The 3,019-nt window shown below is 75.4% G+C and carries 2 protein-coding genes and 1 pseudogene; all 3 read left to right on the top strand.

Annotated features, from left to right (window positions below; all coding sequences use genetic code 11):
• Positions 1–398: pseudogene (locus L0B03_RS15840) on the top strand (biotin-dependent carboxyltransferase family protein); the annotation flags it as partial.
• 168 nt (positions 399–566) lie between these two features.
• Positions 567–1,982, top strand: a complete 1,416-nt coding sequence (locus tag L0B03_RS15845; protein ID WP_250447608.1) for an EAL domain-containing protein — start codon at positions 567–569, stop codon at positions 1,980–1,982.
• Between the two features lie 43 nt (positions 1,983–2,025).
• Positions 2,026–3,019 (top strand): acetylesterase (locus L0B03_RS15850; protein ID WP_250447610.1); only part of this gene is annotated, 994 nt, incomplete at its 3' end.

Below are 3,019 nucleotides of genomic sequence, written 5' to 3' on the forward strand. Positions count from 1 at the left end.
CCGACGGTCCGGGCCTGGCCGACGGTCCGGGACCGGCCGGCGGACCGAGCGCGGTGCTGACCGTGCGTGCGCGACCCGGACCGCGGGCGGACTGGTTGACCGAGGAGGCTCGCACGCGGCTGCCGAGCACGACGTGGACCGTGACCGGACCGCCCAACCGCATCGGGCTCCGTCTCGAGGGCGAACCCCTCGAGCGCGGGCGCCACGACGAGCTCGCGAGCGAGGGGGTCGTCCGCGGCGCGGTCCAGGTCCCGCCCTCGGGGCAGCCCGTGATCCTGCTCGCGGACCACCCGGTGACCGGCGGCTACCCCGTGGTGGCGGTGGTCGTGGGGGCGGACCTGGACCTGCTGGCCCAGCTCCGGCCCGATGACCAGGTGCGGCTCGTCGTCGAGGACTGATCCCGGGCTGCGCCGGCGAGCGGACGCCCCGGGGCGCGACAGCCGGGCCGAGGGCTGACGAGACGCCGGCGGGGGTGCTCATCGCGGCCAGCCGGTGGCCGATGGAGAGGGTGACTGGACCGCGAGGGTGCGCCCCCACGGTCGTGCGCATCGTCTGGGGGAGGCACCGTGACCGCGTCGGGGACGACGGACGAGCTCGACACCGCGGAGGCCGCCGCGTTCGCCGCGCTGCTCGACGCCCGTGCCGTCCAGGTGGCCTACCAACCGCTCGTCGAGCTCACGACCCGTGAGCAGGTCGGGGTCGAGGCCCTCGCGCGCGGCCCCGTGGGCCCCCTCGAGAGCCCGGCCGCCCTGTTCGCCCACGCCGCCCGCGCCGGGCGTGTCACCGAGCTCGACTGGACGTGCCGGGCAGCAGCGTTCACGGGGTTCCTCGAGGCCGGTGCACCACCGAGCATGTCCCTGTTCATCAACGTCGAGATGGCCTCGCTCACCCGCGGCTGCCCCGCAGACCTGCTGGGTGTGGTCAGCCACGCCGAGTCCCAGCTCCGCGTCTTCGTCGAGTTCGACGACGCCGGGCTCGCGAGCGACCCCGCCGGGCTCCTCGACTCGGTGGACAGGGCGCGGGAGATGGGCTGGGGCGTCTCGGTCGACGACGTCGGGTCGAGCCTGGGCTGCCTCGCCGTCCTGCCCCTCGTGCATGCCGACGTGGTCAAGCTCGACATCCGGATGCTCGACGAGGACACCGACCCCGCCTCGAGCGTGGTCGCGACCGTGCTGCGCCACGTCGAGGACGCCGGTGCCACGCTCGTCGTCAAGGGCATCGAGAGCGAGGACGACGTGCGTCTCGCGCTGGCCCTGGGGGCGCGCTTCGGCCAGGGGCACCACCTCGGGCGTCCCGGGCCTCTCGCCGAGCACTACCCGGTGCCGCGGGACGTCGTGCCCCTGGGGAGCGGTCCCGGCGCTGAGGTCCCGGCCGGGCGCACCCCGTTCGACCTGATCGCCCCGCGCGGTCGGCGGCTGGTGCACCGCGAGCTGCTGCGCAGGCTGGCCCACGTGTTCGCGGCGCGGGCGCTCTCCTCGGGGGCGCGACCGCTGGTCCTCGTCGGGCACGGCACCACGAGCTGGGAGGAGGTCGACGGCGTTGAGGTCGAGGACCTGGGGCTCCTGGCCGCGATGTCGGTGCTGACCGTCGCCTTCGGGGTCGGCGTCCCGGCCGCTCCCGTGCCCGGGGTTCGAGGGGTCCGGCTGCCCTCGGGGGACGCGCTCGTGGGTGAGTCCTTCCTGCTGATCATGACCGAGCACCTGGCCCTGGCGATGGCCGCACGTCGGGCGGCCGGCCCCGGGATGGTGGACGTCGTCATCACCCAGGACCCTGAGGCCGTGGCCGACGTCGCCCAGCACCTGCTGCGCCGGATCCCGCCCCTCGGCGCGGGCGACGAGGCGCTCGCGGTGCCCAGGACGGACGGGGCGGACGGAGGCGTCGCCTCCGACGACGAGCTCTCGGACCCCGAGGCCGAGCCGGCCGCCCAGCACGAGGCCACCGCGAGCCACCGCCTCTCCCGGCTGCTGGGGCGACGCGGATAGGCTCGGTCCGCCGGCCCTGCTCCGAGGACGAAGGAGGCCCGCGGTGCCCGACGACGTGACTGCGCACTACGCCCACCTGGGTGTCTTCAGCGACTGGGTCACGTACGCCCGAGGTCCCCGCGAGCGGGCGGTCCGTCGTCCCGCCGCGGTGGTGCGCCGTCTCGCTGCTGAGACCCTCGCGGCGCCCGGCTCCTCCGGTGCTCTGCCCGAGGAGCCGGTGGACCTGCGGGTCGAGGCCCGTTGGACAGCTGACGGCGTCGACGGCGTCGAGCTCACCTGGTCGGTCGGGTTCGGCCCACGCACGCGTGCCTGGCTGCTGCGCCCGGCGGGGGTCACGCGCCGCCTGCCCGGCATCCTCGCCCTGCACAGCCATGACGGGCACAAGCGGCGCGGCCTCGAGAAGCTCGCCGACGGACCCGTGCCCGCGCCCGCGAGCATCGTGACCCTGCGTGCTGGGGTGTACGGCGGTCGGGCCGTGGCGAACGGCCTCGCACGGGCCGGGCACGCCGTCCTGGTCCACGACGTGCTGGGGTGGGGCAGCCGCGGGTTCCCGCTCGAGGAGATGCCCCCGCTGCTGCAGGAGCTCGCTCGTCGCACCCGAGGCATGATCTCGCCCGGCGCCGCCGAGTGGTCGCAGGAGCCTGGGCAGGACGACGTCGCGCTGTACGACGCCGCGGCCTGGCACCACGAGCACCTGCTCGAGAAGTACTGCACCCTGCTGGGCACCAGCTACGCCGCGCAGGTGGCCCGCGAGGACCGGATCGCCCTCGCGGTCCTGGCCGGGGACGAGGGCACGGCCGACCGCCTGGGGGCCGTGGGGCTCTCGGGAGGGGGAGCGCGGGTGGTGCTGCTGCGGGCCACCACCGACGCGGTCGACGCCGCCGTCGTGGTCGCGATGATGAGCACCTACGACGCGCTGCTCGACCAGGACGTGGTGAGCCACACCTGGATGATGATGCCCGCGGGCCTCGCCGGGCACGTGGACTGGCCTGATCTGGTGGCCTGTCGCGCCCCCCAGCCGCTGCTGGTCCAGTACC

The organism is Actinotalea sp. C106 (genome assembly GCF_023630195.1).
In the GTDB taxonomy this organism is placed as follows: Bacteria; Actinomycetota; Actinomycetes; order Actinomycetales; family Cellulomonadaceae; genus Actinotalea.